The following is a 25,658-nucleotide window of genomic DNA, read 5'->3' on the forward strand; positions in this document are numbered from 1 at the left end:
CCCACGTGACGCGTAGGCTTCGGGCCAAGCAGAAGCGGCGCAACAAGCCGGCATCACGGGGAGGACGTCATGATCTCGATCAACCGGCGCTCATGGCTCACCGGCGCGGCAGGCGCGGGACTTGCCGCTGTCGCAGGTCTCCGGCCCTCGCTTGCCGACGACACGCCAGGCGTCACCGCGACCGAGATCAGGATCGGCAGCACCACGTCGCTCAGCGGCCCGGTGTCCGCGCTCGGCGTCCAAGCGCGCTGCCAGGAAGCCTATTTCAAGATGCTGAACGAGCAGGGCGGCATCGCCGGCCGGCAGATCAAGTACATTTATTACGACGATGCGTTCAATCCGGCGAAGACGGTCGAGCAGGTGCGCCGCCTGATCGAGAGCGACAATGTCGCTTTCCTATTCAACATGCTCGGCACCGCGCCGAATTCTGCCGTCGTCAAATACATCAACGCGGCGAAGGTGCCGCATCTGTTCCTGTCGGTGAATGGCGACAAATGGGGCGACTACAAGTCCTATCCGTGGACCATGGGCTTTGCGCCCAGCGCGCGGACCGAGGCCCAGGTGTTCGTCAAATATGCGCTGAGCCAACACAAGGACGCGAAGTTCGCGGTGCTCTACCAGAACGACGATCTCGGCAAGGATTTCGTCGCCGGCACCAAGGATGTGCTGGGCGAACGGTTCGCGACATCGGCCGTGGTGGCCTCGCACGAGGTCACCGATCCCACCATCGATTCCCAGATCGTTGCGCTGCGCGGCGCCAACCCCGACGTGCTGATCTCGGGCACCACGGCAAAGTTCTGCGCGCAGTCGATCCGCAAGATCTACGAGCTCGGCTGGAAGCCGATGCATTTCATCGCCAGCGGCGCTGCGTCGCTGTCTTCGACCATCATCCCCGTCGGCCTCGACAAGGCGCAGGGCACGATCTCATCGGCCTACATCAAGGACGTTGCCGATCCGGCCTGGGCCAATGACCAAGGTGTGAAGGATTTCCTCGCCTTCATGGAAAAATACTTCCCCGACGGCAATCCGAAGGAAGGCTACAACCTCTACGCCTATATGGTGGCGAACGTGCTCAAGATCGTGCTCGAGCAGTGCAAGGGCAATTTCAGCCGCGACAACATCATGGCGCAGGCGAACAATCTCAGGGACGTCTATGTCCCGACGCTGTTGCCCGGCATCAAGGTCAACACCAGCCCGACCAATCACCACCCGCTGCAACAGCTGCAGCTGCAGCGGATCGAAGGGCCGGGATGGCTGCGCTTCGGCGAAGTCATTCAGGGCGCGAATTTGTGAGCCATCTTCACCTCTCCCTTCTGGGAGAGGTCGGATTTTACGCGCCAGCGGAAAATCCGGGTGAGGGGTTCAGGTCCCTCGAGAGACCGCACCCCTCACCCGGATTGCATCCGGCGATGCAATCCGGCCTCTCCCACAAGGGGAGAGGCAGTTCTGCGTATGTGGTCACGTCAGCGCGCGCTCTTGCCCCGTCCGGTAGATCGCGAGATCGCGCGAGCCGGAGAAGATGGCGCGCGGCTTCAGGCCGTAGAAACGGCGGATCGAGTGGCTGAAATGAGTGCTGTCGGGATAGCCGATATCCTGCGCGAGATGCGCGAGGTTGATGTCCTGGTTGGCGAAGTGCAGCAGATGCCGCGCGCGCTTCCAGGCGCGGAAGGAGCGGAACGAGATCCCGGTCTCCTCCTTGAACAGATGCAGGAAGCGCGACGGCGACAGCCCGGCATCAGTGGCGCAGCCTGCCGCGGTCACCGGCTCGCCGGAGAACTGCCCGATGCGGCCGATCGCGCGCACCACGCGCGGATCGAGCATGCGCTGCGGCAGTGCGTCGCCGAAGCACATGGTGTCGAACTCGGCATTGGCGATCGTGTCGCGATGCTGCATCTCGGCCAGCGTCGCATAGGCTGAGCGGATGCGATTGGCGAAATGGTGCGAGTCCGGTCCTTGCAGGCGGCGGGCGACCGTCTCCAGCGTGCCGTCGCGCACGCTCTCCGGCTCGATCGCCACGCAAATCGCCGAACGATATTCGCTGGTGATGGTGTGGCGCAGATTCGGCATCGTCACCGCGAGTTCGCCATGGGACTCGCGGCCTTCGCTGGTCGACAGATGCAAGCCGTCGCGGATCGCGACATAGACATGGAATGCGCCGGGACATCGCTCGCGCGGCCGGCCGAGCAGCCCGGCATAGAACACCCGTTCCGGCGTGATCAGCATCCGGTGGCCGGACTGCTGCTGGCCGGATTTCTGGCACTTCGCGTCCACGATCGCGTCCATGGCGGTTCCTCCTCGCGCGGCTCTTGAGGCCGCTGCGGCGGAGCTACCATAGCGCAAATTCGCAAGCTGTCACCGATGCGCTGGATCAATTCCGGGACACATCGACGCCGGCACGCTCAAGGCCGCGCCCGCGGCGCAACGTTCTGTTCCAGCCCGGCTTTCTGCTCCGACGCCACCGCGCGCTGGTAACCTTCGCGCTGCTGCAACCGCGCCCAATAGGCCGCGACATTCGGCCCGAAGTCCTTGGCGAGGCCGATATTGCTGGCGAGCCGGAGCGCATAGCCATTGGCGATGTCGGCGGCGGTGAAGCGTTCCGCGCAGAGGAATTCCGACTTCCCTGCGGCGGCCTCCACGGCACGCAGGCGGCCCAGGAACCATTTTGCATAATCGCCCGAGACCTGCGGGTTGCGCCGCTCCTCCGGCTCGAGCTGGCTGTAGCGGAGCACCAATGTCTGCGGAAAGGTCAGCGTTGCATCCGAAAAATACATCCAGTTCAGGAACGCGCCATAGGCCGGCTCGTCGGGGCCTACGATCAGCGGCGTCGGACCGTATTTGGTGCCGAGATAATGGCAGATGCCGGAGGACTCCGTCATCTTCGTGTCGCCGTCGACCATGAACGGGATGGTGCCGAGCGGATTGAGGGCGAGATATTCCTTGGCGAACACGCGCGGCGGGAACGGCAGCATCTTCAGCTCATAGGGCAGCCCGAGCTCCTCCAGCATCCACAGCGGGCGGAACGAGCGCGCGGCGTCGCAGTGATAGAGCGTGATCATCAGGCGTTTCCCTTCTTCAGGCCAGGCAGCGTGCCCATCATCTTGCACAATACCATGAGCATGACCTCGTCGGCACCGCCGCCGATCGAGGTCAGGCGGCTGTCGCGATAGGCCCGGCTGACCGGCGTCTCGTTGGTGAAGCCCATGCCGCCCCAATATTGCAGGCAGGCATCGGTGAGCTCGCGGCCGAGCCGGCCGGCCTTCAATTTCGCCATGGTCGCGAGCCGGGTCACGTCCTCGCCGGCGACCAGCGCCTCGCCGGCGCGATAGATCAGCGAGCGCAGCAGCTCGACCTCGGTCTGCATCTCCGCGAGCTTGAAGTGCACCACCTGGTTGTCGAGGATTGAGCTGCCGAACGCCTTGCGGTTGCGGGTGTACTCGATGGTCTCATTGATGATGAACTCATGCGCCTTCAGGCAGGCCGCCGCGCCCCACAGCCGCTCCTCCTGGAACTGGATCATCTGATAGGTGAAGCCCTTGCCCTCCTCGCCGATCCGGTTGCGCTTCGGCACCCGGACATTGTCGAAGAAGATCTGCGCGGTATCCGACGAGCGCATGCCGAGCTTGTCGAGTTTTCGCGCGATTTGGACACCCTTGGTTTTCATCGGCACGCAGATCAGCGACTTGTTGCGATGGACCTGGCCGTCGCTGGTGTTGGCGAGCAGGCAGATCCAGTCGGCCTGGGTGCCGTTGGTGATCCACATCTTGCCGCCGTTGATGACGTAGTCGTCACCGTCGGAGCGCGCATGGGTCTTGATCGAGGCGACGTCGGAGCCGGCGCCGGGCTCGGAGACGCCGATGCAGGCGACCTGGTCGCCCGCGATCGCCGGCACGAGGAATTCACGCCGCACCTCGTCCGAGCCGAACCGCGCCAGCGCCGGCGTCGCCATGTCGGTCTGCACCCCGATCGCCATCGGCACGCCGCCGCAGGTGATGGCGCCGAGCTCCTCGGCCATCATCAGCGCGTAGGAATAGTCCAGCCCCTGGCCGCCGAACTCGACCGGCTTGTTGAGGCCGAGGAAGCCGAGACCGCCGAGCTTCTTGAACAGCTCATGCGCCGGGAAGATGTCGGCCTTCTCCCATTCGTCGACATGGGGATTGATCTCGGCCGCGATGAATTTTTGCAAGAGCCGGCGGGGTTCGTCATGGTCGGCGGTGAAGAGCATGTTTCCCTTTGTCCTCGTCATTCCGCGGCGATGCGAAGCATCGAGCCCGGAATCCATTTAACCTCGAATCTGCTGCCCGATGGTTTCCGGGCTCTGGCTTCGCGAGCCCTCAGGTGCGCAATTGCGCACCGGGGAATGACGGGCAAGTTTGTCACAATCCCATTTGCCTTGATGCGAGATCCTTCATGATCTCCTCGGTGCCGCCGCCGATGGCGTTGACCTTGACCTCGCGGTAGATGCGCTCGACCTTGATGCCGCGCATGAAGCCGGCACCGCCGAAGATCTGCACCGCCTCGGAGGCGCAATGCGCCATGGTCTGCGTCGCCTGGTTCTTCATCATGCAGATCTCGGCAACCGGGCTTTCGCCCTGGCCGAGCCGCCACGCCAGCATCTCCAGCATCGCCTGCGAGGCCGCGACCTTCTGCGCCATGTCGACGATCTTGTGCCTGATGACCTGGTGCTGTGCGATCGGCTTGCCGAACGTCTTGCGCTCCTTGGCGTAGGCGATCGCCTCGTCGAGGCAGACCCGCGCATAGGCGGTGCAGCTCGCCGCCATGCCCATGCGCTCGCTGTTGAAGTTCTGCATGATGATCTTGAAGCCCTGCCCTTCCTCGCCGATCAAATTCTCGACCGGCACGCGGCACTCGTCGAAATGAAGTGTCGCGGTATCCGACGCCCACCAGCCCATCTTCTTCAGCTTGGTGCGGGAGAGGCCGGGCGTATTGCCCTGGATCAAGAGCAGGCTGACGCCGCCGGGGCCCTCGCCGCCGGTGCGCACCGCGACCGTCAGATAGTCGGCGCGCATCCCCGAGGTGATGAAGGTTTTCTCGCCGCTAACGACATAATGGTCGCCGTCGCGCCGCGCCTTGGTGCGAAGGTTTGCGACATCGGAGCCGCCGCTCGGCTCGGTGATCGCCAGCGCGGAGATCTTCCTGCCCGCAAGCACCTCCGGCAGCACCCGGGCCTTGACCTCGGGCCGGGCGGCACGGGCAATCGGCGGCGAGCCGATGGTGTGGCTCATCAGGCTCGAGGAGACGCCGCCGGCGCCGGCGCGCGCCAGCTCCTGCGAGGCCACGATCCTCATGAACTGGTCGGCGGCGATCCCGCCATATTCCTCGGGGAAACCGAGGCCGAGCAGCCCGATGTCGGACGCCTTGGCGTAGAGCTCGCGCGGAAACTCGCCCTCCTCGTCCCATTGATGGGCATAAGGCTCGATTTCCTTCGCCACAAAGCGCCGCATCACCTCGCGAAAGGCCTCGTGCTCGGCGGTGTAGAACGGGTTTGCCATCCGCGTGCTCCGTTGATTCTCGCGCTCGACGATGTCCGGATTTTTCCCTGTTCACTTGCGTCGAGTGGCTGTCCGGCGGACCGGGTTTCCATCCGGCCACCTGCCAGCCACTAAACGCAAGACAGTATCCCGATACGCCCCCTCCACTGCCAATTCATGGCATCAATCGAGCCAGGAACAGGCGGCGCAAGACTGCCGTTCCAGAGGAGGGACATGTGCCGGTTCGTTACTACGACTGGATCGCGCATCATCGCCGGCGCACGCCGGACAAGATGGCGCTGGTCGATCTCGCAAGCGGACGCCGCTTCACCTACGCGGAGCTCGACGCCCGCGTGTCGCGGCTCGCCGCCCATCTGCGCGACGGGCTGAAGGTTGCCAATGGCGACCGCGTCGCGGTGCTGGCGCTGAACACATCAGATGCGCTGGAGGTGCAGTTCGCCTGCTTCCGGATCGGCGCGATCTTCCTGCCGCTCAACACCCGCCTCACCGTCCCTGAACTGCGCTACATCACCGGCGACGCCGCGCCCAAGGTGATGATCCATGACGACGACCTCGCCGAGACCGCGCTTGCGGTCGCAAAGCTCTGCGACGTCGCGTCGACCGTGCGGCTCGGTCCGGGCGGGGCCTATGAGGCCGGCATCGCGGCGGCGAAGCCGCTCGATCGGTTCGAGGAGGTCACGCTCGATGACATCTCGACCATCATGTACACCTCGGGCACCACGGGCCAGCCCAAGGGCGCGATCATCACGCATGGGATGACGTTCTGGAATTGCGTCAATCTCGGCGGCCCCGCCTACATCTCACCAGCCTCGGTGCTGCTGACAGTGCTGCCGCTGTTCCACACCGGCGGGCTGAATTGCTACACTAACCCGGTGCTGCATGCCGGCGGCACCGTGCTGATCATGCGCGCGTTCGATCCCGGCGAGGCGCTGAAGCTGATCGGCGATCCCGCGCAAGGCATCAACGTGTTCTTCGGCGTGCCCGCGATCTACCAGTTCATGGCGCAGCATCCGGCCTTCGCCACGGCGGATTTCAGCCGCCTGATGATCGGCGGCGTCGGCGGCGCGCCGATGCCGGTGCCGCTGCTCAAGACCTGGGAGGCGCGCGGCGTCGCGCTGCAACAGGGCTACGGCATGACCGAGACCTCGCCGGCGGTGATGGTGCTCGACCGCGAGGATGCCGCGCGCAAGGCCGGCTCGTCCGGCAAGCCGGTGCTGCACACGGAAGTGCGCATCGTGCGGCCCGACGGCAGCGATGCCGCGGTCGGCGAGCTCGGCGAGCTCTGGGTCAAGGGCCCGAACATCACGCCGGGCTACTGGAACCGGCCGGACGCCAACGCCTCCTCCTTCACCGACGGCTGGCTGCACACCGGCGACGCCACGCGGATCGACGAGGAAGGCTTCTACTACATCGTCGACCGCTGGAAGGACATGTACATCTCCGGCGGCGAGAACGTCTATCCGGCCGAGGTCGAGAGCGTACTGCATCAACTCGCGGCCGTGGCCGAAGCCGCCGTGATCGGCATCCCGAACGAGCAATGGGGCGAGGTCGGGATGGCCGTGGTCGCCGTGAAGCCGGGCCATTCGCTGACGCCGGACGAGATCCACGCCCATTGCCACGCCAATCTGGCGCGGTTCAAGTGCCCGCGCCTGATCGAGTTCATCGAGGCCCTGCCGCGGAACGCGACAGGCAAAATTCATAAGCCGACGCTCCGGCAGCAATTCAGCCAGCCGAAGCCAACCGATACCGCGGCGTGATCTCGAAGCGCGCGTCGCGCGCTCCGGATCTCGCAGTGACAAGAATTACCCCGCAACCGTCTGCCGGGACCGGCTGCGGGTTCGTTGCGTGAGTCCCCAACCAAAATAGCTCGAGGAAATTGCCTTTATGAAAACAACAAACCTGTCGCTGCTGGCCGCCGCCACGGCGCTCTGCCTGCTCTCCACCCAGGCCGCCTTTGCCCAGAAGAAATATGACACCGGCGCCTCCGACACCGAGATCAAGATCGGCAATGTCGAGGCCTATAGTGGCCCCGCCTCCGCCTACGGCGTCATCGGCAAGACCGAGGAAGCCTATTTCAAGATGATCAACGATCAGGGCGGCATCAACGGCCGCAAGATCAACTGGATCTCCTATGACGACGGCTACTCGCCGCCGAAGACCGTGGAGCAGATCCGCAAGCTGATCGAGAGCGACGAGGTGTTCCTGGTGTTCAACGCGCTGGGCACGCCGACCCAGACCGCGGTGCAGAAGTATCACAATGCCAAGAAGGTGCCGCAGCTCTTCCTCGCCACCGGCGCCAGCAAGTGGAACGATCCGAAGGACTTTCCGTGGACCATGGGTTTCCAGCCGAGCTATCGCGTCGAGGCGCGGATCTTCGGCAAGTACATCCTGAAGGCCAAGCCCGATGCCAAGGTCGCGATCTTCTATGCCAATGACGATTTCGGCAAGGACTACCTGATCGGCCTCAAGGAGGTGCTCGACAAGTCGAGCGTCAAGATCGTCGCCGAGGAAAGCTACGAGACCACGGAGCCGTCGATCGATTCCCACATCGTCAAGCTGAAGGACACCGGCGCCGACGTGTTCGTCAACATCTCGACGCCGAAATTCGCGGCGCAGGCGATCAAGAAGATCGCCGAGCTCGGCTGGAAGCCGATGCAGGTGATGACCGACGTCTCGATCTCGATCGGCGCGGTGATGAAGCCCGCCGGGCTCGAGGCCTCGGAAGGCGTGCTGTCGGCCGGCTATCTCAAGGACGCCTCCGATCCGCAATGGAAGAATGACGAGGGCATGAAGAAGTTCATGGCTTTCGCCGAGAAGTACATGCCGGGCGCCAATCTGTCCGATGCCAACTTGGTCTATGGCTACGCCGCGGCGCAGACCATGGTGCAGGTGCTGAAGCAGGCAGGCGACAACCTGACGCGCGAGAACGTGATGAAACAGGCCGCCAGCCTGAAGGACTTCACGCCTGACACGCTGATCCCCGGCATCCGGATCAACACCAGCGCGACCGACTTCGCGCCGGTCGAGCAGCTCAAGATGATGCAGTTCAAGAACGGCCAGTGGGAGCTGTTCGGCGACATCATCAGCGCCGAGACCGGCGGCTAGAGCCGCGCGCGCCACGAGCAAACGTATCGCGAAGCCGCCCATCGGGGCGGCTTCGTTGTTTCGGAGATTGACAACACGCGCCCCTCTCGGACCGTCACCCTGAGGAGCGCGAAGCGCGTCTCGAAGGGTCGACGGCCGCCAGCCGAGCCGTGCATCCTTCGAGGCTCGCCGAAGAGGCTCGCACCTCAGGATGACGGAACTAGCAGCACCAGATAGTTAGTTGCGCAGCAACGCAGCCGGTGACTATCCCGGCAGGAAGATCGCGAACGGCTCGTCAATCGTGCGGCGCAGATGCTCGCGATAGATGGCGAAGTTGGCGTCGTCGGCCGACACCCGGCCAAGGCTGGGCTTGGGCACGTTCTTGATCGGCAGGAATGCGATCGGCGCGGCGACCGGCGTCAGCAGCGAGCCGCGGCCGGCGAGCAGCGTGGTGATGATGCCGTACATCTCACCGGAATTGCGCGGACGCGACACCGTGATCACCCGATGCTGGCCGTGCCTGTTGGTCACGAGATAGACGAAGCCGGATTCATTGGGCACCGCGACTTCGCCATACTGGGTGTAGTCGGCATCCTGCCGCTCGCCTTCGCGGAAGCCGAGCGATGACGTCGCCTCGTCCCAGGTGATCTCCGTCCGATAGGCATAGAGCGCGCCCTGCTCGCCGAACGACGGCCGTACCGTGATGTAGGTGCCCTCGATCCGCGCCACCGAGCGCCGCGAATAGGAGCCAAGGCTGTCAGGCGCGATCCCGCCATTGGCGGGTGCCGTCACCGTGATCGCCTCCGGCAGCTTGCGCAGGGACACACCAAGCGCCTGCTCCAGCCGCACGGTGGTCGCCAGCGTGAACGGGCGGCGGCCGCCGAGCACCTTCTCCAGCGTCGACAGGCTGAGTTTCGCCTGCTCGGCCAGTGTCTGCCGCGAGATGCGGCGGCGCGCGATTTCCTCGCGGATCGTCTCCGCAACCTGCTGGCTCTGCTCGGCGGAAAGCTGCTTGTCGGGCGTCGACATCGTGTTCCTGCGCGGGTTCCCCGTGAATCGGCGCAACTCTAGCAGACCGGACAATCCATCACAAAACCGCACAAACCCGCCTCGGCCGGCGGCGGGCCGCGCCGGACCGCGGCCAATCATTACCGATCATTCTGCTCGCGCCAAAACCGCCGCTCTCCATGATTGCGAAGCAGCAAATACTCGCTCGGGAGTGACGAAAATGACGATTTACGATGCATGTGAGAGCAGTCCGCAGATCCGCCTGTCGCGCAGGATGCGGATCGTGCTGTTCTTCCTGGTGGAAGGCGTCGCCGCGCTGGCGATCGGCTTTGCGGCGCTGTTTGTGAGTTTCGATCCGGTGTGGTCGGCCGAGCTGCCGCAACAGGCGGTGCTGCGGCCATCAGATGCGCGCGCCGGCTCGCTGCTGTTCAAGACCGACGACGGCTATGCCGATGCCACGCGGCTCGGCATCGATGTCGACCTCACGGTGTCGGGCCCGACCGTCCGCGCCCGTGTCACGCAAATCTTCCGCAACCCGACCAAGGACTGGGTGGAAGCGACTTACGTCTATCCGCTGCCGGCGGGCGGCGCGGTCGATACGCTGAAGATGGTGGTCGGCGACCGCATCGTGGTCGGCGACATCAAGGAGCGGCAGCAGGCCCGCGCGATCTACGAGCAGGCCAAGCAGAACGGCCAGAAGGCCGCGCTCACCGAGCAGGAGCGGCCGAACATCTTCACCAACTCGGTCGCCAATATCGGTCCCGGCGAAACCGTGCTGGTGCAGATCGAATATCAGGAGCCGGTGCAGCAGAACGGCAACGAGTTCTCGCTGCGGGTGCCGATGGTGGTCGGCCCGCGCTACAATCCGCGCCCCGTCGTGCAGAGCGTCGACCTCCGCGCCGATGGCAGCGGCTGGGGCGCCACGACGACCGATCCGGTGCCGGACCGCGATCGCATCACCTCCGAGGTGCTCGATCCCGCCACCAATGCGCCGGTCAATCCGACCAACATCACCGTGCATCTCAACGCCGGCTTCCCGCTCGGCTCGGTGAAGAGCCATTTCCACCAGGTCAAGATCGATAGCCCGGACAGCGCCACGCGCATCGTCAAGCTCGCCGAAGGCCCGGTGCCGGCCGATCGCGATTTCGAGCTGACCTGGAAGCCGGCCGCCGAGAAGGCGCCGTCGGTCGGGCTGTTCCGCGAGCATGTCGGCAATTCCGACTACCTGCTCGCCTTCGTCACCCCGCCATCGGTCGAGCAGGCGCAGCAGAAGCCCCTGCCGCGCGAAGTGATCTTCGTGATCGACAATTCCGGCTCGATGGGCGGCACCTCGATGATCCAGGCCAAGGCGAGCCTCATCTACGCGCTCGGCCGTTTGCAGCCGGCCGATCGCTTCAACGTGATCCGGTTCGACGACACCATGGACGTGCTGTTCCCGTCGCCGGTCGCGGCCAACAGCGCCAATATCGGCAACGCGACGGCGTTCGTCAGCGCGTTGCAGGCACGCGGCGGCACCGAGATGCTGCCGGCGATGCGCGCCGCGCTGTCGGACACCAACCGCGACGACGCCAATTACATCCGCCAGGTCGTGTTCCTGACCGACGGTGCCGTCGGCAACGAGCAGCAATTGTTCGAGGCCATCAGCGCGCTGCGCGGCCGCTCGCGGGTGTTCATGGTCGGCATCGGCTCGGCACCGAACACCTACCTGATGACGCGCGCCGCCGAGCTCGGCCGCGGCACCTTCACCCATATCGGCTCGGTCGAGCAGGTCGAGGAGCGCATGCGCGGCCTGTTCGCCAAGCTGGAGAATCCCGCGGTGACCAATCTCTCCGCGAAGTTCTCCGAGGCAACCGCGGACCTCACGCCGTCCGCGTTGCCCGACGTCTATCGCGACGAGCCGCTGGTGCTGGCCGCGAAGCTCGACAAGCTGGCCGGATCGGTCGAGATCAAGGGCCGCATCGGCGATCGCCCGTGGAGCGTGACGCTGCCGCTGGCGAATGCCGCTGAAGGCAAGGGCCTGTCGAAGCTGTGGGCGCGCCGCAAGATCGCGGATGCTGAGGTCGCGCGCACTACGCGCCAGGCGAGCCCGGACGACGCCGACAAGACCATCCTTGCGCTGGCACTGGAGCATCAGCTCGTCACGCGGCTGACCAGCCTCGTTGCGGTCGACAAGACCCCGAGCCGTCCCGAAGGCGAGCCGCTGAAGCTCTCTGAGCTACCGCTCAACCTGCCGGCCGGCTGGGATTTCGCAAAAGTGTTCGGCGAGCGTCCGAGCCTGCCGGCCGTACCGGGCGAGCGTCGCGCAGAAGCCGGCGACGGCAAGGTGCAGCTCGCTGCGCTGAAGAGGTCACCGGTCGCCACTCAAGGTCCAGGCACCATCCAGCTGCCGAAGACCGCAACCGATGCCGAACTGAAGATGATCGCCGGTGTGATCCTGCTCACGGTCAGCCTTCTCCTTCTGGTGTTCAACCGTCGTCAGACGTCGCCCCAATGACGTCGGATGAAAGGAGGAGGTGCCCCCCGACCTCCTCCTTCAAGAGCGCGCGCGGCCTTCCCACCCGTCCCCCAGGGGCCGCGCGCGCAGTTTTCCTCCAGCGTCATTGCGAGCGAAGCGAAGCAATCCATGTCACCATTCGAGGAAAGATGGATTGCTTCGTCGCTTCGCTCCTCGCAATGACGAGGTTGCCGAACATGCGCCGCTTCATCCTCCCGCTCGCCTTCGCCCTCATCGGCCTGATCCTGTTCGGCCAGGGTGCCTATATCCATGCCAAGGCGTTGCTTGCGCAGGTGCTGCTGGAGCGCGCCTTCGCCCAGAGCATCGCGACCGGCCAACCGGTGAAGCCGTGGCGCTGGGCCGATACCTGGCCGGTGGCCCGGATCGAGGTGAAGCGCCTGCATGCCTCCGCGATCGTACTCGCCGGCAGCAGCGGCCAGGCACTGGCGTTCGGCCCCGGCCATGTCGAGCAGAGCGTCGATGCCGGGCAGCGCGGCGTCGCGGTCTATTCCGCGCATCGCGACACCCATTTCCGCTTTCTCAGAGATGTCACAATCGGCGACGAGATCGACGTCACGCGAAGCGACGGCAAGATGTTTCGCTACCTCGCCGACCGCAGCGCGGTCGTCCGCTTCGATCAATCCGGCATCGATCCCGTCACGGATCAATACGAACTGGTGCTGTCGACCTGCTGGCCGTTCGACGCACTGACATCGGGGCCCGAACGTTATCTGTTGCACGCGATCCTGATCGAATCGGGTTCCTGATCCGCGTCAATTTCGTCTGCCGGGATATCGCGCGCGACGCCCTGACTTGCGTCAGTGTGAGTTGCTACCCCCTTTCCTCAGCCATAAAAACAATGAAAAATCGGGTCCTGCGGTGAAGCACCGTGGCCCAGAGGAAACAATGACAACAAGGATAAGGGCAGGCTCCATGGAAGCTTACGCAAGCACCGCGTCTCATGCGTCCCACAAATGGGCGCCGCCCGCTGACGCCAGCGACATCGTCAAGAGCATCCATGCGATGCTGCACCCGCGCAACATCGTGCTGGTCGGCGCCACCGACAAGCCCGGTAACTACGCCGAACGGATCTGGAACAATCTGGTCAAGTACGGCTATGCCGGCGGCCTGTATCCCATCAACGCCAAGCGCGAGGCGATCTGGGGCGTCACCTGCTACAAGGATTTCGCCAGCCTTCCCGAGAAGGCCGACCACGTGCTGGTGCTGGTGCCGGCGCGATTCGCCGTGCAGGTGATCCGCGACGCGGCCGCGGCCGGCGCACGCTCGGCGACCATCGTCACCTCCGGCTTCAGCGAGCTGCAGGATGAAGAGAGCCAGCGGCTCGCGGTCGAGCTGAAGCAGGCGATCAAGGAGACCGGGCTGGCGGTCACCGGTCCGAACTGCCTCGGCAATCTCAGCGCCGGCGAGAACCTGTTCACCAATATCGACGACCGCATCGTCACCATGGAGCAGGGCGCGGTGGCGATCGCCGGCCAATCCGGCGCGATCGTGATGGCGATCCGGCAGGCGCTGGAGGATCGCGGCGTCGGCGTCGGCTACATGGTCACGACCGGCAATGAATCCGGGCTCGAGACCCCGGACCTGATGAGCTATTTCGCCGCCGATCCGAGCATCCGCGTCATCGTGGTCTATCTCGAGGGCGTCAGGAATACCAAAGTGTTCCGCGAGGCCTGCAAGGCGGCGCGCGCCGCCGGCAAGCCGGTGATCGCGCTCAAGCTCGGCGCCTCCGAAGGCGGCCGCGCCGCCGCGATGGCGCATACCGGCGCGCTCGCCGGCTCGATCGAGACATTCGACGCGATCTCGACCCGCGAGGGCGTGATCCGGGTGCGCGGGCTGGATGAACTGATCGAAACCACCGAGTGCTTCGTCCATGCCGATCCGCCGAAGGGCAACCGCTTGGCGGCGGTGTCGCTGTCGGGTGGCAAGCGCGGCCTCTTGATCGACGCGTTCTATTCCGCCGGCCTGAATTTCGCGCCGCTGAGCCCGAACGCATCGGAGCAGCTCGCAAAGATGCTCGGGCCCGGCAGCATCGTCGGCAACCCGCTCGACGCCGGCTTTGCCGCGGTGGTGGATCCCACTGTCTACATGAAGTCGATCGAGATCATGATCGACGATCCCGACACCGACATCGTCATCATCGACGCCGAGCTGCCGAAGGCGCCGCACGAGCTGCGCGAGCGCAATCTGCGCATCGTCGACGAAATGGCGGGCCTAGCCCACAAGCCTGTGATCTATATCAGCGCGATGTCGATCGGCTTCACCGAATTTACCAAGGGGCTGCGCAAGTCGCTGCCCAACATCGCGGTCATGCAAGGGCTCGACCGCGCGGTCGGCGCGATCAAGTCCCTGATCGAATATGCCGGTCTGCGCAAGGAGGTGCCCGATATCGCGTCGAGCTCGACGGCATCGGCGCGCGCCGTGCTGGAGAAGACACTGAAAGCCGCCAACGGCGCCGCCGCGCTCGACGAGGTCGCCTCGAAGAAGCTGCTCAAGGCCTATGGCATCCCGATCTCCAAGGAAGAGGTCGCGCAGACCGCGGCCGAGGCCGTGAAGATCGCCAAGCAGATCGGCTTTCCGGTGGTCGCCAAAGTGGTCAGCCCCGACATCCTGCACAAGTCGGATATCGGCGGCGTGGTGCTGAACCTCGCCAACGCCGCCGAGGTGAAGAAGGCATTCAACGACATCACCGCGCGGGTGAAGAAGCTGAAGGGCAAGCCGAAGCTCGAGGGCATCCTGATCGCGCAGCAGGTCAAGGCCGACCTCGAGCTCGTGGTCGGCGCCTCGCTCGATGCCGAAATGGGCCCCGTGGTGCTGTTCGGCACCGGCGGCGTCGATATCGAATTGATGAAGGACGTCGCGCTGGCCGGCGCGCCGCTCGATGCCGCCGAGGCGAAGGAGCTGATTGCCAAGACCAAGGCCGGCGTCAAGATGAAGGGCTATCGCGGCAAGCCGGCGCTGCACGAGCCGTCGGCGGTAAAGGCGCTGGTCGGGCTCTCCAACCTGATGGCCGACGCCGATGGCCGCATCGCCTCGATCGACGTCAACCCGTTCCTGATCAACAGCAAGCTCGGCGTCGCCGTCGACGGCCTGATCGTGCTGAACAACGCCGCCGCGAACAAGGCCGCGGGGCATTAGGCTTCGATCGTCATGCGCGGGCTTGACCCGCGCATCCATCAAAAGAAGCAAGTCGTTTCCGGATGGATTGCCGGGTCAAGCCCGGCAATGACGGCCGTTGTCAGAAGCTCGCGCCCCACTGCCGCGCGGTCTGCATCACCCAGTCACGATAGAGCGTCAGCGGCGTCACGCCGGTGATGCCGCCGCAGCCGGCCGTGCCGTTCGGGCCGGTGGACCAGCTCACGACGCCGACGATGACGGGCCCGCTTTGCTTGTCCTCGAACACCGGCGCGCCGGAATCGCCGGTGCAGGCGCCGAGCCCTTCGCGCGCACCCTGTCCGATCGGATCGACGAGACGGATCTGCAGCGTGCCGGGCTTGCCGCTCGCGACCAGGCCGGCGACGCGGATGCTGCCGCCGCTCTTGCCGTCGCCGCGCACGGTGACGCCGACACCTGCGATGGTGAAGCGGCCGCCGACCTGGATCGGAATGGTGGGCATGCCGAGTGCGGCCGGCGCCTTGCCCGCGGCCGGTAACGCGAGCTGCAGCAGCGCGACATCGGCGGTCGCGACATGGTTGGTCATCGCCTGCATCCGGAAGCCGGGATGGATCGCGACCGTCCTGACGTCCTGCAGCTTCGGTTGCCGGTCCGCGCCATACTCGACGATCTTGTAGTCGGCACCGGGTTGCACGCAATGCGCCGCGGTCAGCACCACCCTTGGCGCGATCAACGCGCCGGTGCAGAAGTTGCCGCGTGAGCCGACGATGGTGACGACGGAGCGCGCAACGCCGTCGGTCGACGGCGCGCCACCGCCGACGATGGCCAACGCCGGCGTTGCCATCAACAGGGACAGAAAGGCTGTCGCTCGAAGCAAGCTCGTCATGGATTCCCGTTGATCTGCATTTCTATTGAACACACATGCGGCGCGACATTGCGTCGCTCTCACGTGCCATGGAGAGCACGCAACGCTGTACAGAGCATCCAGCCCGGCAGGCGTCAATTGTCTAAATATCTAGGCGTCGATCACTACGGCGTTGAAGTCGCCCCCGGATTTCATCCATCGCTATCGTGCACACGCGCTCCGCATCGCAGTGATGTCGCGATATGCAACACATCAAATCATTGGCTGCGCGATCCGCGATGACGCGCTAATGTGAACTGCATCTCTTGATCCGACGCGCATCAACGCCTTACTTTCGGCCCGAGAATAATACAACCTCTGGCAGCATACCGCATACTTACCTTCATGACTTTCTGGATGCCGGTGCCGTCGACCACCTGACGGTTTTCCATCCGCCATTTTGTTGAGTTTCGAGGATAATATGAGGATCGCGGTCGTCACGCCGATCAGGCTGTTCAGCGAGGGGCTTACCTCGAGTTTCCAGAACCACGCCGAGTTTGCGGTTGAAGCGGCCGTCTCCGATCTGGCCGGCCTGCGCGCGGCCCTCGAGGCCGGCAGTGTGGACGTCATCCTGATCGACGTCACACAGGGCATCGATCTCGACGAGGTGCGCGTGATCGCGAGCGAGCATGCCGAGATCGCCCTGGTGGCGCTCGGCCTCAACGAGGACCGGCGCGACGTGGTTCGCTGCGGCCGGGCCGGGTTCAGCGGCTATATTTCCCGGAATGCCAGCTTCGATGAGCTCTGCCGTGCCCTATCGGACGTCGCATCGGGACGGCTCGCCTGCAGCGCCGAGATTTCCGGCGGACTGCTGCGCGCGCTGTTTTGCATGGAGCGTCAGACGGATACGATCGATGCGGACCAGGGACTGACGCGCCGCGAAAGCGAGGTCCTCAAGCTCATCGGGCAGGGCCTTTCGAACAAGGAGATCGCGCGCGATCTCAATCTCAGTCTTGCGACCGTCAAGCATCACGTCCATCACGTGCTGCAGAAGCTCGGCCTGCCGCGCCGGGCGCAGGCGATGCGGCGGGTGCGCGAAGCGCCGTGGATCGCATCATCCGCGCCGGCACAGGATCGGCGCCGCGAGCTCGACTGATCCCGACATTCTGAATTCCGCGTGTGGCTGGTCACGGTGCGCCGTGCGCCGGCGCGGAGATGCCGCGGATCCTTTGCACCTATGCGGGCGTAACGCGCCGTGAGATCGATGTCGACTAAATCCTTTGGTCGATCTTTCGCAACACGAGATCGACCCGATGGATCGGTCGATCCGCATCATCGGCTCGATCCTTTCTGATCCACCGCGGTGAATAGTCCGTTCGCGTCGCAGCTGCCACAACAGCACCAACGCAACGACGGGCCGTTCTTTCGCTCGCTGCGCGAACGCACATTGCGAAGGATCGGCTGCACGAATTCGCAGCAGATCGGTCAGGACCGATTTCATGAATCCAGTTGCCGACATCGCTGGTCTGGCTGCCCTGTGGCAGAGAACGTCGGGTGGCGACCCCGCGGTGAAGATCGCGATCATCGACGGCCCTGTCGATCTCAAGCATCCCTCGCTCAGACAGGCCCGCGTCGCCATGGGCGGCCAGTTCGTCACGCCGTCTTCGCCGACGATCCAGTCCGAGCACGGCACCCATGTCACGAGCGTGCTGATGGGCACGCCCGGCGGCCCGGTGCTCGGCGTCGCGCCGAATTGCAGCGCGACGGTATTCTCGATCTATCGCGAGAATGCCGCAGGGCAGATCGAGCCGTCCTCGCAAAGCACATTGGCGCTCGCGATCAACCAGGCGCTGGCCGTGGGCGCCGACATCATCAATATCAGCAGCGGCCAGCAATCCGCGACGGGACAGGCCGATCGCATTCTCCTCGACGCGGTCCGTGCCTGCGAACGCGCCGGCAAGCTGATCGTCGCCGCCGCCGGCAATGACGGCTGCCGCTGCGTCCAGGTGCCCGGCAGCCTCGCTTCGGTGCTGGCGGTCGGCGCGTGCGATCTCGCCGGCAATCCCTTGCCTTTCAGCAATTTCGGCGACGCCTATCTCGAGAACGGCATCCTCGCGCCGGGCGAGAACATCGCCGGCGCCTCGCCGGTCCGCCACGTCAGCCTGCGGTCCGGAACGAGCTTCGCCGCGCCGATCGTCACCGGCGTCGTCGCGCTGCTGCTCTCATGCCTGCGCCAGAACGGACGCAAGGCCGATCCGCAAGCCGTTCGTGCTGCACTGCTGGAAAGCGCGGTGCCTTGCCGCAACGACGACAGCACCTCGCGCTGCCTTGCCGGACGGCTCGATATTCCCGCGGCTGTCGCCGCCCTGCTTGGCGAGCAGGCGGACGCCGTCATGCCGTCGGGTGCCACGGCCGCGTCTCCCCGCTTCTGGGGAGTGTCCGCGCGCCCTTTCGTCCCACCAGCATCCGCCACTCAGCCAACTGCAACCAGAGAGGGTTCCATGGGAGATCTATCAGCAATGTCTGCACCATCGGCTCCGCGCATATTCGGGCCCGACGGCTCGGTCCTGCGCAGCAGCGCCGGGATCATGCCAAGCGAGGCGCAACCTGTCACAGCGGCGGCACCTGCGGCCATGGCCGCGCCGATTGATCACGGCGCCGTCGCCGCGCCGATCGCGGCACCCGCGCCTTATCCCTATCACGCACCTCATCCAGGCGGCGACATGGTGTGGATGCCGGCACCGCAGATGATGATGCCACAGATGATGATGCCGCAGATGGCAATGCCGGCGGCCGGCATGATGCCGCAAACCTGGCTGCAGCCGCAGCAGATGCCCGCGCTGATGCCGAGCAATGCGTTGCCGGTCGCAATGCCCCAGGCGCTGCCGATGTTCGAAGCCCCCGCGGTGCGAACCAGCGAGAAGAGCTGCGGCTGCGGCGGCGGCCTCCGTCCGCAGGGCGCGACGCCCGAGGCCTCTGGTCAGCTCGCATTCCCGATCGGCAGGCTGTTCTACGATTTCGGCAAGGAAGCCCGCCTCGACTACTTCGTACAGGCGATCGCCAACTGGCGCGACAGCCTGATCGGACGCGGCGATCCGGTGTTCGGACCGGAGCGCGACCGCTCCGGCGATACCTCGGCGCCGTACAATCCGGCGATCATGGCGCGCTATCTCTTGAACCAGGCCGAAGGCGAGGCAGCGACGCCCCCGGGCGTTGGCAGCAACTTCCCGGACGCCGACGCCATCACCTGGACGATGACGATCGACTCGATCCCGATCTACGCGATCAAGCCGCTCGATGTGTTCGGTCTCGGGTTCTTCGCCGCGCTGATCCTGGCGCTGTGGCACCAGGAAGTCTCGCACGACGATCCCGCGACGACCCGCACCGTCGTGACGGCAACGGCGGCCGCCGCCGACGCCGATGCACGACCGATAAACCCGCCGGCATTCCCGCCGCGCGGCGGCGTTGCGCGAGTCTCGATGGCCGGCTGGGTCGACAGCAACGACACCACCAAGCTGCTCAACGGCACCGTCGTTCCGACGCTGGTCACCGATTGGCGCGGCTTCTATCAGTGGGATCTCTATACGCTGTTCGGACCGGATCCCGACACCTGGCCCGCCGGGGCCGAGGGCTTCCTCGAGCGGATCTACAACGAGTTCCGCAATGTCGGGCTCTCGCCGCAGGATCGCGCGCTGAACTATTCCGCGATGAATGCCTACAACACGCGGAAGATCTTCACCGACGTCGCCAAGAAGGGCCTGCGGCTCGACACAGTCGAAGTCGACCAGAGCGTGATCTGCCGCCCCGAATCGATTTGCCACGACGTCACCTACCGCTTCTTCAACCCGACGCAGGTCCTGACCCAGGCCCGCGAAGTCTATCAGTACACGATCGACGTGAGCGACGTGGTGCCGGTGGCGGTCGGGCCGCTGCGGCAGTGGCAGGTCTATTGAGGCAATTGCTCCTCTGCGTCCGGAGGAGATCAGAACGTGGCGCGAATGAGCGTCACGTGGTCCAGGGGATCGACGCGATGAGCGATCCCCTGGGCGACGTCCAGCGACGGCGACCTCGGTCGGGTGACCACCTCCCGTAGTTGCCGTCAATTCAAACCGAAAGAAGGAGCTGAACATGTACGCAAGGAACGACTTTGAGACCTTCGGCAGCGTGCGTAGCCCGATCCAGTGTGAGGGCATCGAGCGCGGTCCGAAGCGGATTGCCGAAGTGGCGACCAACGGGTCGGTCAACCCGCAGGGTTGGGGCGACATCCTCGGCGGGATCGCAAAGGTGGCGATCCCCGCCCTCAGCGGCGTCCTCGGCATCTGATCGCCAAACTCGGGGCCCGGCGCTGTCGGGCCCCACCCATCCTCAAGGAGGCCGCCATGATGCAGAAATCCACCGCCCGAAGCCCGCAGCAACAGCAGCAGAACGGTCGCCGGATCGAGCCCTCCGGAAAGATCGTCGTGGGATCAGTCGTGAGTCACGCCTCGCTGCTCGCCGCGATCAGCGATCGCAACCCGATCATCGCCAAACGCACCACATCCGACGAAGACAAATCCTGAAATCGTCGTCATCACCGAACCTATGGAGCCGATGCCATGGCAAGACCGCCCCGCAAATCCGGATCCGACAGCGCCGCCTCTCCGCCGCCCGCGGGAGCGCCATCCGCCGCGTCAAGCATCGTCGCGGCCCGGCGCCCGATGGAGGCAGCACTTGTCGCCCGCCCGAAGATTGCCACCACGCCCGCCCCGCCGACGACGTCGGCCTATATGGCGCCGCCGCAGGGCCCCGGGGCCCCGCAGCAGATGCGCCACGACGGCTCGCCGCATTCGGAGGAGCGCCTCAACACCGCGATGAAGATCCTGCTCGATCCCGCAGCGCGCGCGCTGCCGAGCAAGGTCTATTCCGGACAGGCGCGAAACTGGACCCGGCGATCGTGACCGGCTTCGCACGCTGAACGTCACTTCGATCCCGCCGCCCAGGCATGCAACGGCCCGCCCGTTTCCCGCGGCGCGGCCGTTGCCGTTCGCCGGAGAGAGACATGAACGAGAACGGCAATCATCCTCGCACCAATCTGCGCGGCGCCGCCCTCACATGCGTGGGCCTCGGAACGCTCCTGTTCCTCGCGGCCGGCACGATGCGATGGGCCGGCGGCTGGGTATTCCTGCTCGAGATCACAATCGGCGGCCTGATCACCGAGGCCTGGCTCGCCAGGCATGATCCTGGATTGCTGGCGGAGCGGCGCACGTTGCGCGGCCAGGTCGGGTGGGACCGCAACATCACCTCGATCATGCCGCCATTGTGGCTGACATGGCTGCCGCTGATGGCGCTCGACGCGGTCTGCTACCAGACATCGCTCGTCCCCTTCTGGCTGCAATGCGCCGGCGCTGTCATGATCGCGGCGTCGTTCTACATCGTCTACCGGACCTACCGGGAAAACAGCTACGCCGCGCCGGTCGTCAAGATCCAGCGCGAGCGCGGGCATACCGTGGTGACCACCGGGCCCTACGCCTGTGTGCGGCATCCGATCTATACCAGCGGCCTGTTGACCTATATCGGCACGCCGCTGCTGCTCGGATCCTGGTATGGCCTCACCATCGTGCCGGTCATGGCGGCGCTGCTCGGCCTGCGCTCGATGATGGAGGAGCGGATGCTGACCGCCGAACTCGAAGGCTATGCCGATTATCTCGCGCGCGTGCGCTATCGCCTGGTGCCGATGGTGTGGTGAGTTCGTTCCACGTGGCGGATTTTGCCGCAATCTGGCGGCTTGCCTGATCGGCGGCAATTCCAATAAAGAAGTCTGGACGCGCGTTTCCCCGTCTTCCTGCCGAAGGGCCTGAAGACCCGAGGCGAAGCCGCCGCTTTGCAACGGGCAGGACATCGATGATCGAGGCAGTGATCTGGGATTTCGGCGGCGTCTTGACCACCTCGCCGTTCGAGGCATTCGCACGCTATGAGACCGAGCGTGGCCTGCCGATCGACATCATCCGCCGCACCAACGCTGCCAACCATCTCGAAAACGCCTGGGCCAAGTTCGAGCGCGCCGAGATCGGCATCGACGCGTTCGACGCGCTGTTCGCCACGGAATCGAAGGCGCTCGGCGCCGAGGTGCGCGGCAAGGACGTGCTGCCGCTGCTCTCCGGCGACCTGCGGCCGGAAATGGTCGAGGCGCTGAAGCGCATCGAGGCGAAGTTCAAGACCGGCTGCATCACCAACAACCTGCCGTCGAACGCAATCGGCAGCCATAGCGGACGCACGCTTTATGTCGCCGAGGTGATGGCGCTGTTCGATCACGTCATCGAGTCCGCCAAGATCGGCCTGCGCAAGCCCGATCCGCGCATCTACCGGATGATGGTGGAGACGTTGCAGGTGAACCCGAACAACTGCGTCTATCTCGACGATCTCGGCGTCAATCTGAAGCCGGCGCGCGAGATGGGCATGACCACGATCAAGGTCGCGAATGCCGCACAGGCGATCTCCGAGCTCGAGGCGGCGACCGGCCTCACGCTGAGGTGAAGCTGATACCGCGCCTATTCACGCCGCATTCAGGCGCCGGCTTCTAATTGTCGGCCTCCCCTGGATCACGGGCGATCCTCAAATCGCATCGTGATCCCGTTCTGGTCTGAGCATGACCGCCCGGAAACCGCTCCACGTTGCGGCGCATGCTTGCGGAGGCACATCCATGAAACGTCTCGTCGTCGCCCTTGTCTCGGCCGGCTCGCTGCTGGTCTCGGCCGCAGCGCTCGCGCAATCAACGCCAGCTCCCGCGCCGGCGGCAGCTCCCGCGCAAGAGAGCAGCTCGGCCGCGGCGCCGGTACCCGGTGCGAAACGCGCGGCATGCCAGAGCGCGGCGAAGGCTCTGAAGGGTCAGGACCGGCACGACCAGATGCAGCTCTGCATGGCGCAGGCGCATCTCGACTGCCTGAAGCAGGCGATCGATCAGAAGATCGTCGGCCCGCAGCGCAAGGAATTCGTGAAGAGCTGCGCGGGCTAGCGACGGGTGGCTTCCGGGGTATTGCGCTCGGCGGAATACCCCGGAACCATGCGCTAACCCCATGCCCTTGCGGGCCAAACGAGCCTTGTGCTTTGCCCGCAACGGGCGCAGAACAGGTCCGAGTTCAAGGCAAATTCGGAGCTGATCCTCGTGGCTGACACCAGGCCCACCGCCTCGATCGAGGCCGTGGAGAGCGGCCTCGCCGCACAGGGCTATATTGCGAGCCGGCAGATCGCGACCGCGGTCTATCTGTCGCAGCAGATCGAGAAGCCGATCCTGGTCGAAGGCCCCGCCGGCGTCGGCAAGACCGAGCTGGCGAAGGCGATCGCCGCCTGGCGCGGCATGAAGATGATCCGCCTGCAATGCTACGAGGGCCTCGACGAGGCCAAGGCGCTGTATGAGTGGAAATACGCCAAGCAGCTGCTCTACACCCAGATCCTGAAGGACAAGCTCGGCGAGGTGCTCGGCGGCGCGCAGACGCTGGCCGCCGCGCTCGACCAGCTGCACACCTTCGGCGACGTGTTCTTCTCCAAGGAGTTCGTCGAGCCGCGGCCGCTGTTGCAGGCGCTGGAGCAGCCCGCGGGCTGCGTGCTCTTGATCGACGAGATCGACAAGTCGGACGCCGAATTCGAATCGCTGCTCTTGGAGATCCTCTCCGACTTCCAGGTCACGATCCCCGAGCTCGGCACCGTCTCCGCGGTGGCGCCGCCGACCGTGATCCTGACCTCGAACAGCGAGCGCGACCTCGGCGATGCCCTGAAGCGGCGCTGCCTGCATCTGCATATCGGCTTCCCCGAGCAGAAGCTGGAGGAGCGCATCGTCGAGAGCCGGGTGCCCGGCATCTCGCAGAACCTGCGCAAGCAGATGGTCGGCTTCATCCACGAGATCCGCTCGCTGGATCTGAAGAAGCTGCCCTCGGTCAGCGAGGCGATCGACTGGGCGCGCGTGCTGGTGCTGCTGCAAGCCAACGAGCTCGACCACGAGATCGTCAAGGACACGCTCAACGTGCTGCTGAAATACGAGGCCGACATCGAGGCCGCGACGCCGCAGATCTCGTCCTTCATCGCCAAGGCGTCGCGCCAGGGCGTTTTTAGCTAGAGCATGATCCGGAAAAGTGTGAAGCGGTTTTCCGAAAAGATCATGCTCAAAGAGGGAGCGAAAGCGCGATGACAATTCAATCCAATCTCATCGCGCTTTAGAACATGCGCGAGAACCTGCATCGCTTCTTTCGTGCGGCGCGGGGAGCCGGGGTCCGGGTCTCGCCCGCCGAAAGCATCGACGCGATGCGGGCGGTCGCGCAGGTCGGTTTTGCCGATCGCGATGTGCTGCGTGACACCTTCCTGCTGACGCTTGCCAAGACCCAGGACGAGAAGCGCGCGCTCGGCGAATGCTTCGACCTGTTCTTCAGCCAGCCCGAGCCGCAGCAGGAGAGCGCCGAGCAGAACAAGAGCGACGACGATAGCGAATCCGGCGCCAACCCGTCGGCCGATGAGCACGGCGACACCGCAGGCGGCGCCGCCAACGAGAATATCGGGCCGCTGGGGCAGATGCTGCTGTCGCAGGATCGCTCGGCGATTTCGACGGCGATCGCGAACGCCTCCGGCGCCGCCTCGCTGCCGGACATCCGCTACTTCACCCAGCGCGGCATCTTCCAGACCCGTATCCTCGACGCGATGGGCATCCAGCGGCTGCGCGACGATATCGACGAGCAGACCACGCGCAATCCGGCGCTTGCCGAGCGGCTGCAGGAGGCGCTCAACGGCCTGCGCGGCACCGTTCGCGACGCGGTCTCGCAGGCGCTGCTGCTCTACGGCCGCGAGGAAGCGGAGAATTTACGCAACGAGATCCTGCGCAACGCACCGCTGGCGCGGATCGAGCCGCGGCAGGTCGAGCAGATGCGCGCGCTGATCCGCCAGATCGCGCGGCGGCTGCGCGAGCGCTATTCCAAGCCGCGCAAGCGCCAGCGCCGCGGCCATCTCGACGTCCGCCGCACGCTGCGCCGCAACGCGGCCTGGGGCGGCGTGCCGTTCCTCACCGCCTGGAAGCGCAAGCACCGCGACCGGCCGAAGATCGTGGCGCTGTGCGACGTCTCGGGTTCGGTCGCCCGCGTCTCGGACTTCTTCCTGCTCCTGATCCACAGCCTGCACGAGGTCGTCGACGACGTCCGCTCCTTCGCCTTCTCGGGCCATCTGATCGAGGTCAGCGACATCCTGGAATCGAACTCGCCGGAAGAGGCGATGAAGGAGATCATGTCCAAGGTCGGCTTCGGCTCCTCCGACTACGGCAATTCCTTCGCCGATTTCGAGGACAATTGGATGAGCGCGATCACGCCGCAGACCACGGTGATCGTGCTCGGCGACGCCCGCAGCAACAATCTCGATCCGCGCGCCGACATCCTGCGCCGCATCGGCGAGCGTTCCAAGCGGCTGGTGTGGCTCAACCCCGAAGGCCGTATGGTCTGGGGCTTCGGCGATTCCGAGATGCCGCGCTACGCGACCTTCTGCACCGTGGTGCGGCAATGCGCGACCGCCCAGCAGCTCGAGCGCGCGGTCTCCGACATCGTGGCGACGTATCAATAGACTACCCGGCAGGGGT

22 protein-coding genes are annotated in these 25,658 nt (G+C 65.2%); 16 read left to right on the forward strand and 6 right to left on the reverse strand.

What is annotated here, in order from left to right; all coding sequences use genetic code 11:
- Positions 1-69: 69 nt before the first annotated feature.
- On the forward strand, positions 70-1,293 hold the full coding sequence (locus tag BI327_RS28540) for an ABC transporter substrate-binding protein (RefSeq protein WP_076864600.1): 1,224 nt from the start codon (positions 70-72) through the stop codon (positions 1,291-1,293).
- A 165-nt stretch (positions 1,294-1,458) separates the two neighbouring features.
- Here BI327_RS28540 and BI327_RS28545 read toward each other — a convergent pair whose 3' ends face one another.
- The 4 genes from BI327_RS28545 to BI327_RS28560 all read right to left on the reverse strand — a co-directional run bounded on the left by BI327_RS28545 (position 1,459) and on the right by BI327_RS28560 (position 5,510).
- Positions 1,459-2,283: a helix-turn-helix domain-containing protein gene (locus BI327_RS28545; RefSeq protein ID WP_076864601.1), complete on the reverse strand. Its 825-nt coding sequence runs from the start codon at positions 2,281-2,283 to the stop codon at positions 1,459-1,461.
- 116 nt (positions 2,284-2,399) lie between these two features.
- Complete coding sequence (locus tag BI327_RS28550; RefSeq protein ID WP_076864602.1) at positions 2,400-3,056, reverse strand: glutathione S-transferase family protein; 657 nt, start codon at positions 3,054-3,056, stop codon at positions 2,400-2,402.
- The gene (locus BI327_RS28555; RefSeq protein WP_076864841.1) at positions 3,056-4,222 is read right to left on the reverse strand and encodes an acyl-CoA dehydrogenase family protein; all 1,167 of its coding nucleotides are present in this window, start codon (positions 4,220-4,222) and stop codon (positions 3,056-3,058) included. The genes BI327_RS28550 and BI327_RS28555 overlap by 1 nt, the downstream gene beginning before the upstream one ends.
- Positions 4,223-4,373: 151 nt before the next feature.
- A complete protein-coding gene (locus BI327_RS28560; RefSeq protein WP_076864603.1) occupies positions 4,374-5,510 on the reverse strand; it encodes an acyl-CoA dehydrogenase family protein in 1,137 nt (378 codons plus the stop codon).
- 215 nt (positions 5,511-5,725) lie between these two features.
- On the opposite strand from BI327_RS28560, the gene BI327_RS28565 reads away from it, so the two are divergent.
- A complete protein-coding gene (locus tag BI327_RS28565; protein ID WP_076864604.1) occupies positions 5,726-7,267 on the forward strand; it encodes an acyl-CoA synthetase in 1,542 nt (513 codons plus the stop codon).
- A 127-nt stretch (positions 7,268-7,394) separates the two neighbouring features.
- Positions 7,395-8,615, forward strand: a complete 1,221-nt coding sequence (locus BI327_RS28570) for an ABC transporter substrate-binding protein (protein WP_076864605.1) — start codon at positions 7,395-7,397, stop codon at positions 8,613-8,615.
- 243 nt (positions 8,616-8,858) lie between these two features.
- Here BI327_RS28570 and BI327_RS28575 read toward each other — a convergent pair whose 3' ends face one another.
- Positions 8,859-9,623, reverse strand: coding sequence for a helix-turn-helix domain-containing protein (locus BI327_RS28575; RefSeq protein WP_076864606.1), 765 nt, complete (start codon positions 9,621-9,623; stop codon positions 8,859-8,861).
- A gap of 253 nt (positions 9,624-9,876) precedes the next feature.
- On the opposite strand from BI327_RS28575, the gene BI327_RS28580 reads away from it, so the two are divergent.
- The 3 genes from BI327_RS28580 to BI327_RS28590 all read left to right on the forward strand — a co-directional run bounded on the left by BI327_RS28580 (position 9,877) and on the right by BI327_RS28590 (position 15,252).
- A complete protein-coding gene (locus BI327_RS28580) occupies positions 9,877-12,096 on the forward strand; it encodes a marine proteobacterial sortase target protein (protein ID WP_394329893.1) in 2,220 nt (739 codons plus the stop codon).
- A gap of 197 nt (positions 12,097-12,293) precedes the next feature.
- Entirely contained in the window at positions 12,294-12,863 is a 570-nt protein-coding gene (locus tag BI327_RS28585; RefSeq protein WP_076864842.1) for a class GN sortase, read from the forward strand.
- A gap of 166 nt (positions 12,864-13,029) precedes the next feature.
- Complete coding sequence (locus tag BI327_RS28590) at positions 13,030-15,252, forward strand: acetate--CoA ligase family protein (protein ID WP_076864608.1); 2,223 nt, start codon at positions 13,030-13,032, stop codon at positions 15,250-15,252.
- A 100-nt stretch (positions 15,253-15,352) separates the two neighbouring features.
- Here BI327_RS28590 and BI327_RS28595 read toward each other — a convergent pair whose 3' ends face one another.
- A complete protein-coding gene (locus tag BI327_RS28595; protein ID WP_076864609.1) occupies positions 15,353-16,114 on the reverse strand; it encodes a S1 family peptidase in 762 nt (253 codons plus the stop codon).
- Positions 16,115-16,553: 439 nt separating this feature from the next.
- Between BI327_RS28595 and BI327_RS28600 the strand changes: the two genes are divergently transcribed.
- The 10 genes from BI327_RS28600 to BI327_RS28645 all read left to right on the forward strand — a co-directional run bounded on the left by BI327_RS28600 (position 16,554) and on the right by BI327_RS28645 (position 25,642).
- Positions 16,554-17,228 (forward strand): LuxR C-terminal-related transcriptional regulator, encoded by a 675-nt coding sequence (locus tag BI327_RS28600; protein ID WP_076864610.1) that lies wholly within the window; start codon positions 16,554-16,556, stop codon positions 17,226-17,228.
- A 343-nt stretch (positions 17,229-17,571) separates the two neighbouring features.
- The gene (locus BI327_RS28605) at positions 17,572-20,025 is read left to right on the forward strand and encodes a S8 family serine peptidase (protein ID WP_076864611.1); all 2,454 of its coding nucleotides are present in this window, start codon (positions 17,572-17,574) and stop codon (positions 20,023-20,025) included.
- A gap of 175 nt (positions 20,026-20,200) precedes the next feature.
- Positions 20,201-20,395: a hypothetical protein gene (locus tag BI327_RS28610; RefSeq protein ID WP_076864612.1), complete on the forward strand. Its 195-nt coding sequence runs from the start codon at positions 20,201-20,203 to the stop codon at positions 20,393-20,395.
- Positions 20,396-20,451: 56 nt separating this feature from the next.
- The gene (locus BI327_RS28615) at positions 20,452-20,631 is read left to right on the forward strand and encodes a hypothetical protein (protein ID WP_076864613.1); all 180 of its coding nucleotides are present in this window, start codon (positions 20,452-20,454) and stop codon (positions 20,629-20,631) included.
- A gap of 36 nt (positions 20,632-20,667) precedes the next feature.
- Complete coding sequence (locus BI327_RS28620) at positions 20,668-21,009, forward strand: hypothetical protein (protein ID WP_143271706.1); 342 nt, start codon at positions 20,668-20,670, stop codon at positions 21,007-21,009.
- A gap of 101 nt (positions 21,010-21,110) precedes the next feature.
- Positions 21,111-21,797, forward strand: coding sequence for a methyltransferase family protein (locus tag BI327_RS28625; protein ID WP_076864615.1), 687 nt, complete (start codon positions 21,111-21,113; stop codon positions 21,795-21,797).
- A gap of 155 nt (positions 21,798-21,952) precedes the next feature.
- Complete coding sequence (locus tag BI327_RS28630) at positions 21,953-22,585, forward strand: HAD-IA family hydrolase (RefSeq protein ID WP_076864616.1); 633 nt, start codon at positions 21,953-21,955, stop codon at positions 22,583-22,585.
- Positions 22,586-22,751: 166 nt separating this feature from the next.
- Positions 22,752-23,063, forward strand: coding sequence for a hypothetical protein (locus BI327_RS28635; protein ID WP_076864617.1), 312 nt, complete (start codon positions 22,752-22,754; stop codon positions 23,061-23,063).
- A gap of 150 nt (positions 23,064-23,213) precedes the next feature.
- Entirely contained in the window at positions 23,214-24,161 is a 948-nt protein-coding gene (locus BI327_RS28640) for an AAA family ATPase (protein ID WP_076864843.1), read from the forward strand.
- Positions 24,162-24,265: 104 nt separating this feature from the next.
- Complete coding sequence (locus BI327_RS28645; RefSeq protein ID WP_076864618.1) at positions 24,266-25,642, forward strand: vWA domain-containing protein; 1,377 nt, start codon at positions 24,266-24,268, stop codon at positions 25,640-25,642.
- The last annotated feature ends 16 nt before the right edge of the window (positions 25,643-25,658 follow it).

The organism is Bradyrhizobium mercantei, from assembly GCF_001982635.1.
Classification (GTDB): Bacteria; Pseudomonadota; Alphaproteobacteria; order Rhizobiales; family Xanthobacteraceae; genus Bradyrhizobium; species Bradyrhizobium mercantei.

Excerpts from the sequence above, each read along its gene's own strand:
- BI327_RS28575 (WP_076864606.1), bottom strand. The coding sequence starts at position 9,623 with ATGTCGACGCCCGACAAGCAGCTTTCCGCCGAGCAGAGCCAGCAGGTT.
- BI327_RS28590 (WP_076864608.1), top strand. The coding sequence starts at position 13,030 with ATGGAAGCTTACGCAAGCACCGCGTCTCATGCGTCCCACAAATGGGCG.
- BI327_RS28610 (WP_076864612.1), top strand. The coding sequence starts at position 20,201 with ATGTACGCAAGGAACGACTTTGAGACCTTCGGCAGCGTGCGTAGCCCG.
- BI327_RS28600 (WP_076864610.1), top strand. The coding sequence starts at position 16,554 with ATGAGGATCGCGGTCGTCACGCCGATCAGGCTGTTCAGCGAGGGGCTT.
- BI327_RS28540 (WP_076864600.1), top strand. The coding sequence starts at position 70 with ATGATCTCGATCAACCGGCGCTCATGGCTCACCGGCGCGGCAGGCGCG.
- BI327_RS28560 (WP_076864603.1), bottom strand. The coding sequence starts at position 5,510 with ATGGCAAACCCGTTCTACACCGCCGAGCACGAGGCCTTTCGCGAGGTG.
- BI327_RS28580 (WP_394329893.1), top strand. The coding sequence starts at position 9,877 with ATGCGGATCGTGCTGTTCTTCCTGGTGGAAGGCGTCGCCGCGCTGGCG.
- BI327_RS28545 (WP_076864601.1), bottom strand. The coding sequence starts at position 2,283 with ATGGACGCGATCGTGGACGCGAAGTGCCAGAAATCCGGCCAGCAGCAG.
- BI327_RS28550 (WP_076864602.1), bottom strand. The coding sequence starts at position 3,056 with ATGATCACGCTCTATCACTGCGACGCCGCGCGCTCGTTCCGCCCGCTG.
- BI327_RS28615 (WP_076864613.1), top strand. The coding sequence starts at position 20,452 with ATGATGCAGAAATCCACCGCCCGAAGCCCGCAGCAACAGCAGCAGAAC.
- BI327_RS28630 (WP_076864616.1), top strand. The coding sequence starts at position 21,953 with ATGATCGAGGCAGTGATCTGGGATTTCGGCGGCGTCTTGACCACCTCG.
- BI327_RS28595 (WP_076864609.1), bottom strand. The coding sequence starts at position 16,114 with ATGACGAGCTTGCTTCGAGCGACAGCCTTTCTGTCCCTGTTGATGGCA.
- BI327_RS28625 (WP_076864615.1), top strand. The coding sequence starts at position 21,111 with ATGAACGAGAACGGCAATCATCCTCGCACCAATCTGCGCGGCGCCGCC.
- BI327_RS28635 (WP_076864617.1), top strand. The coding sequence starts at position 22,752 with ATGAAACGTCTCGTCGTCGCCCTTGTCTCGGCCGGCTCGCTGCTGGTC.
- BI327_RS28620 (WP_143271706.1), top strand. The coding sequence starts at position 20,668 with ATGGCAAGACCGCCCCGCAAATCCGGATCCGACAGCGCCGCCTCTCCG.
- BI327_RS28570 (WP_076864605.1), top strand. The coding sequence starts at position 7,395 with ATGAAAACAACAAACCTGTCGCTGCTGGCCGCCGCCACGGCGCTCTGC.
- BI327_RS28605 (WP_076864611.1), top strand. The coding sequence starts at position 17,572 with ATGAATCCAGTTGCCGACATCGCTGGTCTGGCTGCCCTGTGGCAGAGA.
- BI327_RS28585 (WP_076864842.1), top strand. The coding sequence starts at position 12,294 with ATGCGCCGCTTCATCCTCCCGCTCGCCTTCGCCCTCATCGGCCTGATC.
- BI327_RS28645 (WP_076864618.1), top strand. The coding sequence starts at position 24,266 with ATGCGCGAGAACCTGCATCGCTTCTTTCGTGCGGCGCGGGGAGCCGGG.
- BI327_RS28555 (WP_076864841.1), bottom strand. The coding sequence starts at position 4,222 with ATGCTCTTCACCGCCGACCATGACGAACCCCGCCGGCTCTTGCAAAAA.